Origin of the sequence: Rhodopseudomonas sp. BR0C11 (genome assembly GCF_010820945.1) — a bacterium.
In the GTDB taxonomy this organism is placed as follows: domain Bacteria; phylum Pseudomonadota; class Alphaproteobacteria; order Rhizobiales; family Xanthobacteraceae; genus Rhodopseudomonas; species Rhodopseudomonas palustris_H.
The window spans coordinates 1-6,593 of record NZ_QTKI01000265.1 but is presented as its reverse complement, the minus strand read 5'-3'; the positions used below and the strand labels follow the sequence as shown (position 1 = coordinate 6,593).

Below are 6,593 nucleotides of genomic sequence, written 5' to 3'. Positions count from 1 at the left end.
GACAGATGTAGCGCTCGGTCGCGACCTCCTGGAGGATCAGCTCCATTGGAAACAGCGGCTCCAGATCGCTCGGGCCGACCGGCTGATGCGTGCCCGGATGCAGGACCGGCGGCATCGGCGTCGGGAAGTCGGCGTTGAGATTGTACCAGGACTTCGGGATGTTCTCCTCGTCCAGCACATACTTGATCTGGTCGCTCATTCTATTCTCCCTTACGCGGCCGGTTTTGCGGCCCGGGAGGGTATACAGCGGCGACCTGCCTGCCAATTGCGCAGTGTCAATTAGATTTGTGGATTTGCATTGCAGCGCGGCATCAGTTTTATGGACCAAACGATAGACCAAAGGATAACGCCCCTTGACCACCACCGTCGAACCGACACGTCCCAGTCGCCCGGACCTTTTCACCGCAACCGAGGGTGAGTTCGCCGGCTGGCGGACGTGGACGCGGGACACTTTCGAATCGCACAACGGGCCGTTCTGGCACCGGATCGATGACGACGGCCGCGTCCGTTGCGCCTTCCGGGTCGAGAAGAAGCACCTCAACGGCATGAAGGCGGTGCACGGCGGCTGCTTCATGACCTTCGCCGACTACTGCCTGTTCGCGATCGCCGTCCGCGAATTGCAGGGACCAGGCGTGACGGTGGCATTCGGCGCCGAATTTCTTGATGCGGCATTCGAGGGCGAGCTGATCGAAGCGACCGGCGAAGTCACCCGGGCCGGCAAGTCGCTGATCTTCGTGCGCGGCATCCTCAAGAGCGGCGAGCGACCGCTGTTCACGTTCTCGGGGACCATCAAGCGGGTCAAGCGCAAGGTGCCGCCGACCGAGGTCGCCGACAGCCACTGACCCGGCGGCTTTGCCGTCTCCGCAGGGCTGCATCGCGCGATCGACAACCGAAAGCTAACCAAGATCGGGTAAGGTCGCGGCCGTGACCTCGCTCCCCACAATCCTGGTGTTCGATTCGGGCCTCGGCGGCCTGACGGTGCTGCGCGAAGTGGTCCGCGCGCGCCCCGACGCGCACTACGTCTATGTCGGCGACGACGCGTTCTTCCCCTACGGGCAGCGCAGCGAAGAGGCGGTGATCGGCCGTGTCGTGCCGCTGATGGGCGAGCTGATCGCGGCGCACGCGCCGGACCTCGTCGTGATCGCCTGCAACACCGCCTCGACCATGACGCTGGCGCCGCTGCGGGCGCGCTACCGGGTGCCGTTCGTCGGCACAGTGCCGGCGATCAAGCCGGCCTGCGCGGGCTCCCGCACCAAGCGTGTCTCGGTGCTCGGCACCTCAGCGACGGTGCGGCTCGAATACACCCGCGCGCTGATCCGCGATTTCGCCCAAGGCTGCGAGGTGTCGCTGGTCGGATCGATCCGGCTCGCCACCCTGGCCGAAACCGCACTCGGCGGCGGCGAAGTGACCGACGCGGCGATCCGCGCGGAGATCGCGCCGTGTTTCGTCGAAGCCGACGCCAAACGCGGCCGCACCGATGCCGTGGTGCTGGCCTGCACACATTATCCATTGCTGCTCGACCGGCTGATCCGGCTGGCGCCCTGGCCGGTCGATTGGATCGATCCGGCCCCGGCAATCGCCCGCCGCGTCGTCACTCTGCTCGGCCCGGCCACCGGCCACGCGCCCACGCCGGGCGCCGAGATGATCTTCACCTCGGGCCGTCATCCGCGGGCCAGCGCGGTGCTGGCGCCGTATTTCGGCGGCCGCATTCCGGCCTGAGCGCTTTTCCGCCTGCCGGGACGCTGCTAGCTTTGCGCCTCGGAGGAGCCCCAATGACAATCAAAACCTTGCGTCACATCCTGGTCGCATGCGCCGTGGTAGCTGCTGCGGGCGCCGCCGTCGCGCAGCAGAGCGGCATCAAGCGCACGCCGCTGCAGAAGATCGAATTCCCCGACGGCTATGTCACCGTCAGCGGTCTCGCCGAGCTGCCACCGGGCGGCAATATCGGCCGGCACACCCATCCCGGCATCGAGACCGGCTATCTGCTCGAGGGCGAAGCAGTGATGAGCATCGACGGCAAACCCGACAAGCACCTCAAGGCCGGCGATTCCTACGTGATCCCGGCCGGCGTGGTGCACGATGCCAAGGTGCACGGGGACAAGGGCGCCAAGGTGATGGCGGTGTGGGTGGTCGACAAGACCAAGCCGCTGGCAACGCCCGCCAAGTAATGCGGGGCAAAACACGTCGGATCTCGGCGCCGCGCAGGTTGATTGCTGATCTGATGCACGCCTCGCAGGGCGTGCCGCTGATCAGCTATCGGCGCACGTTGCATCTCGGCCCGCTGGCGCGGGCCCGGGCTGCCGCGGCATCGCCGCCAGGCTTCGCCGCGATCTTCGCCAAGGCATTCAGCCTGGTGGCCCGCGACGAGCCGGTGCTGCGGACGCTGTATATCGACTTCCCGTGGCCGCACTTCTTCGAGGTGCCGAAGAGCGTCGGCATGATCGCGGTCGCCCGCCGCATCGACGGCGAAGACTGCGTGCTGATGCAGAAGGTGACCGCCGCCGACACGCTGCCGCTGCCTGAGGTCGACGCAATCATCCGCAGCGCCAGCACCGCCCCGATCGACAGCGTGCCGATGTTCCGCAAGCTGCTGCGGATCAGCCGGATGCCGTGGCCGCTGCGGCGGATCGCCTGGTGGGCCGGGATGTCGCTGGACCGGCCGCGGGCGAACTTCTTCGGCAGCTTCGGACTGTCCTCGGTGTCGGCGTTCGGTCCGGGCGACCTCTACCCGGTCAGCCCCGGTCCCTACATCCTGAGCTACGGCCGACTCGCCGACGACGGCCGCCTGGAGGTGATCGTCCGGTTCGACCACCGGGTGATCGACGCAGCCCCGATCGCGCGGCTGACGACGCGGCTGGAACAGGTGCTGAACACCACGATCGCGGCCGAGATCGAGCGCCTGGACCGCCCAGCCCGGGCACTTCGGGCCGCAGCCGGGCCTTGAGCCGTCCCGAATTGACATCCTTGGGCTTTCCCCCTAGAAAGCCTCCGCTCGCGGGTCGGTTTCGGCCCGCGTTGCGTTTCGCGACCCGTGGTCCTCCCCTTATGCTTTAAGGACGGACCTGTCGGCAGGGGATTTTCCCCATGCACAGGAGGGCGCGTTTCCTCACAACTCCAACCCTAGAGGACGCGATGACAAAGCGCGCTGAAGCCAAGTATAAACTCGACCGCCGGATGGGCCAGAACATCTGGGGCCGTCCGAAGAGTCCGGTCAACCGCCGCGAATACGGCCCCGGCCAGCACGGCCAGCGCCGCAAGGGCAAGCTGTCCGACTTCGGCGTCCAGCTGCGCGCCAAGCAGAAGCTGAAAGGCTACTACGCCAACATTTCCGAGCGTCAGTTCCACGCCATCTACGTCGAAGCGACCCGTCTGAAGGGCGACTCGGGCGAAAACCTGATCGGCTTGCTCGAGCGCCGCCTCGACGCCGTGGTGTACCGCGCCAAGTTCGTGTCGACGATGTTCGCGGCCCGCCAGTTCATCAATCACGGCCACATCAAGGTCAACGGCAAGCGCGTCAACATCCCGAGCTACAAGGTGCGGGTCGGTGACGTGATCGAGGTCAAGGAAGCGTCGAAGCAGCTCGCCTTCGTGCTCGAAGCCAGCCAGCTCGCCGAGCGCGACGTGCCGGACTACATCGAAGTCGACCACAACAAGATGACCGCGAAGTTCGCGCGCATCCCGGCTCTCTCGGACGTGCCGTTCGCGGTGCAGATGGAGCCGCATCTGATCGTCGAATTCTATTCGCGCTAATTTCTTCGTACTGATTGCTGCTCAGTCCGATGCATCAAGGCCCCGGTTCGCCGGGGCCTTTTTGTTTGCGCGGTGCGAATGACAAGTCACCGTCATTCCGGGGCGCTCACGAAGTGAGCGAACCCGGAACCTCGAGGATATTGCGCATGAGAGTTCAGCGGGTGCGTGGCGAAGGCCGCATGGGGTAACCGCGAGATTCCGGGTTCGCGCTTCGCGCGCCCCGGAATGACGTTCTCGGGGTGGTACCAATCACATCCCGCTGACTTGATCGTGTCCGGGCAAAGCTCTTCCGCTCCGCGGCCGGCATGTTAGCCTCGGGCATGGCCTACATCCCATCAAAGCCCGATCCGAACGCGCCGCCGGTGCGGATCAATCTGCTCTCCGACACCCAGACGCGCCCCACGCCGGCGATGCGCGAGGCGATGGCGCGGGCCGAGGTCGGCGACGAACAGACCGGCGACGATCCGACCACCAACCTGTTGCAGGAGCGCGTCGCGGCGCTGCTCGGCAAGCAGGCCGCCGTGTTCCTGCCCTCGGGCACGATGTGCAACGTCACGACCACGCTCGCGACCTGCCGGCCCGGCGACGAGATCATCGCGCATCGCACCGCTCACATCCTGTCGCGTGAAGGTGGCGCGCACGCCGCGCTCGGCGGCTTTCAGATCACGGGCCTGGACGGCGACGACGGCCAGTTCTCACTCGAGGCATTCCGCGCCGCGCTGCATCCGAAGACCCGCTACGAGCCGCCGCAAGTCATGGTCAGCGTCGAGCAGACCGCCAATATCGGCGGCGGCACGATTTGGCCGCAGGCCACGCTCGATGCGGTCGCCGCGGCCGGCCAGGACGCCGGGCTGTGGACGCATATCGACGGCGCGCGGCTGATGAATGCGGTGGTGGCCACAGGTATCTGCGCCAAGGAGATGACCAAGGGCTGGGATTCGGCGTGGATCGATTTCAGCAAGGGACTCGGTGCGCCGGTCGGCGCGGTGCTGGCAGGCCCGCACGACTTCATCGATGAAGTGTGGCGTTGGAAGCAGCGGCTTGGCGGCGCGATGCGGCAGTCCGGCGTGATCGCCGCGGCGTGTCTGTACGCGCTCGATCATCAGGTCGATCGCCTTGCCGATGATCACGCCAACGCGCGTCGCCTCGCCTCGGGGCTGGCGCAGATCGACGGCATCGCGGTGCAGACGCCGCAGACCAATCTGGTGTTCTTCAAGCCGGACGTCGCGGGCGTCTCCGGCACCGACATGGTCGCACGGCTCCGCCGGCGCGGCGTCGTGCTGGCGATGATGGAAGGCCGGATCCGCGCCTGCACGCATCTCGACGTCAGCGCGGACATGATCGAGCAAACGCTCGACCACGTCCGCGAGATCGTGCGGGCAGCCTGACCGTTACAGGCAGATCCGGACGCCGGCGGCGTTGACGACGCAGCGGCCGCCATAATACCCGCCGCGGCCCCGTCCACGTTCCCAGCCGCGACCGCGGCCGCGGCCCCGACCGCTATAGCCCCGGCCGCCATAGCCGCGTCCACGCCCGCGCTGGGCATGCGCTTGAGTACTGGTCACGCCTGAGACCACCGCCGCGGCGCCGACGAAGCTGAAGCAATAGATGCTGGTGAGGGCGATCGCCGCGAGGCTGCGCGCCACCCAGCTTGGCCGGCGATGGGGATGATCTGACATCAAGTTCTCCGTTGGCTGCCGATAACAAGAATCGCACCGCCCGGACGACGGTGCGATCGCATAACAGACGCCGCAGTGTGCGCCTGTACAGACGGAACGCCGAGTGGGCGATCCGTTCCTCAGCGCCGCTGTGACATTCTGAAGCAGATGCCAAACGACAGGGCGCCGAGAGAACAAGCGAGACGATCTAAGCCTTGCCGCCAAAAGTCTCGCGCAACTTGGCCTGGATCTTCGCCATGCCGCCGATCCAGCGGTCGTAGTTCTCGGTCTTCTTGCGCATGTAGTCGATCACTTGCGGGTGCGGCAGGATCAGGAAGGTTTCCTGCTCGATGCCCTGCAGCGCATCCTTCGCCACCTGCTCGGCTGAGAGATCACCGTCGGCCGATTGCGGCCCCTTCGGGATCGAGCGCAGCATGTTGGTGTCGACGCCCTGCGGGCACAGGATCGAGACGCGGATGTTGTGCGCCTTGTGGGCGATGGCGAGGCTTTCGGCAAAGCCGACCGCGCCGTGCTTGGTGGCCGAATAGGCCGGGCTGCCGACCTGCGACAGCAGACCCGCCGCCGAGATGGTGTTGAGGAAGTAACCGCCGCCGCGCGACTTGTAGCGCGGCACCAGATGCCGCGCGGCATAGACATGCGCCATCACATGGATCATCCAGCTCTTCATGAACGGCTCGTCGGAAGAGCCGCCGGCATTCTCGGCCATCGGATCGAAGCCGCCGCCGATCCCCGCGTTAGAGCAGAACAGATCGATCGGCCCGAACTGGCGCTCGGTCTCTTCGATCACGTGCTTGATGTCGGCCTCGCTGGCCACGTCGCATTTGAACGCCGCGCCGCCGATCGATGCGGCGACCGCTTCGGCGCGGGCCTGATCGAGGTCGGCGACAACGACCTTGGCGGCGCCGGCCTTGTGAAAGGCTTCGCATAGCGCCTGCCCGATTCCATTGCCGCCGCCGGTGACGACGACGACTTTGCCCGCGATCTGCATGGTTGTTTCCCCCCGCTTGTTGTTGGCGGGGGCGTTCATATCGGAAAGATCCGGCTCCGGCTACGTTACGCCAGCACCAGATCCATCACCGCCACGTAGTGGCAGCCGGCGGCGACCAGCACGAAGGCGTGCCAGATCGCGTTCTGGAACCGCAGCCGCCGCCAAGCGTGGAAGAT

Annotated in this window: 8 protein-coding genes and 2 pseudogenes; 6 read left to right on the top strand and 4 right to left on the bottom strand. The window is 66.3% G+C overall.

What is annotated here, in order from left to right; translation table 11 throughout:
• A pseudogene (locus DYI24_RS18260) lies at positions 1-199 on the bottom strand (TrpB-like pyridoxal phosphate-dependent enzyme); the annotation flags it as partial.
• Between the two features lie 154 nt (positions 200-353).
• Between DYI24_RS18260 and DYI24_RS18255 the strand changes: the two are divergent.
• The 6 genes from DYI24_RS18255 (at position 354) to DYI24_RS18230 (ending at position 5,138) form a co-directional block, all read left to right on the top strand.
• Entirely contained in the window at positions 354-842 is a 489-nt protein-coding gene (locus tag DYI24_RS18255; RefSeq protein WP_107343594.1) for a PaaI family thioesterase, read from the top strand.
• Positions 843-924: 82 nt separating this feature from the next.
• Entirely contained in the window at positions 925-1,719 is a 795-nt protein-coding gene (gene murI, locus DYI24_RS18250) for a glutamate racemase (RefSeq protein ID WP_164573308.1), read from the top strand.
• A 53-nt stretch (positions 1,720-1,772) separates the two neighbouring features.
• Complete coding sequence (locus DYI24_RS18245) at positions 1,773-2,168, top strand: cupin domain-containing protein (protein WP_164573307.1); 396 nt, start codon at positions 1,773-1,775, stop codon at positions 2,166-2,168.
• Entirely contained in the window at positions 2,168-2,944 is a 777-nt protein-coding gene (locus tag DYI24_RS18240; protein WP_164573306.1) for an acyltransferase, read from the top strand. Before DYI24_RS18245 ends, DYI24_RS18240 begins: the two co-directional genes overlap by 1 nt.
• A gap of 188 nt (positions 2,945-3,132) precedes the next feature.
• Positions 3,133-3,750, top strand: a complete 618-nt coding sequence (gene rpsD, locus DYI24_RS18235) for a 30S ribosomal protein S4 (protein ID WP_107343591.1) — start codon at positions 3,133-3,135, stop codon at positions 3,748-3,750.
• 320 nt (positions 3,751-4,070) lie between these two features.
• The gene (locus tag DYI24_RS18230; protein WP_502706355.1) at positions 4,071-5,138 is read left to right on the top strand and encodes a threonine aldolase family protein; all 1,068 of its coding nucleotides are present in this window, start codon (positions 4,071-4,073) and stop codon (positions 5,136-5,138) included.
• Between the two features lie 3 nt (positions 5,139-5,141).
• Here the strand turns inward: DYI24_RS18230 and DYI24_RS18225 are convergent, their stop codons facing one another.
• The 3 genes and pseudogenes from DYI24_RS18225 to DYI24_RS28360 form a co-directional block, all read right to left on the bottom strand.
• Positions 5,142-5,429, bottom strand: coding sequence for a hypothetical protein (locus DYI24_RS18225; protein WP_164573304.1), 288 nt, complete (start codon positions 5,427-5,429; stop codon positions 5,142-5,144).
• A 187-nt stretch (positions 5,430-5,616) separates the two neighbouring features.
• Complete coding sequence (locus DYI24_RS18220) at positions 5,617-6,417, bottom strand: SDR family oxidoreductase (RefSeq protein WP_164573303.1); 801 nt, start codon at positions 6,415-6,417, stop codon at positions 5,617-5,619.
• A gap of 65 nt (positions 6,418-6,482) precedes the next feature.
• Positions 6,483-6,593, bottom strand: a pseudogene (locus tag DYI24_RS28360) (PAQR family membrane homeostasis protein TrhA); the annotation flags it as partial.

What these genes read in the sequence shown, in the direction of transcription:
- DYI24_RS18245 (WP_164573307.1), top strand. Translation starts at nt 1,773, where the DNA reads ATGACAATCAAAACCTTGCGTCACATCCTGGTCGCATGCGCCGTGGTA.
- DYI24_RS18240 (WP_164573306.1), top strand. Translation starts at nt 2,168, where the DNA reads ATGCGGGGCAAAACACGTCGGATCTCGGCGCCGCGCAGGTTGATTGCT.
- rpsD (WP_107343591.1), top strand. Translation starts at nt 3,133, where the DNA reads ATGACAAAGCGCGCTGAAGCCAAGTATAAACTCGACCGCCGGATGGGC.
- DYI24_RS18230 (WP_502706355.1), top strand. Translation starts at nt 4,071, where the DNA reads ATGGCCTACATCCCATCAAAGCCCGATCCGAACGCGCCGCCGGTGCGG.
- DYI24_RS18225 (WP_164573304.1), bottom strand. Translation starts at nt 5,429, where the DNA reads ATGTCAGATCATCCCCATCGCCGGCCAAGCTGGGTGGCGCGCAGCCTC.
- DYI24_RS18220 (WP_164573303.1), bottom strand. Translation starts at nt 6,417, where the DNA reads ATGCAGATCGCGGGCAAAGTCGTCGTCGTCACCGGCGGCGGCAATGGA.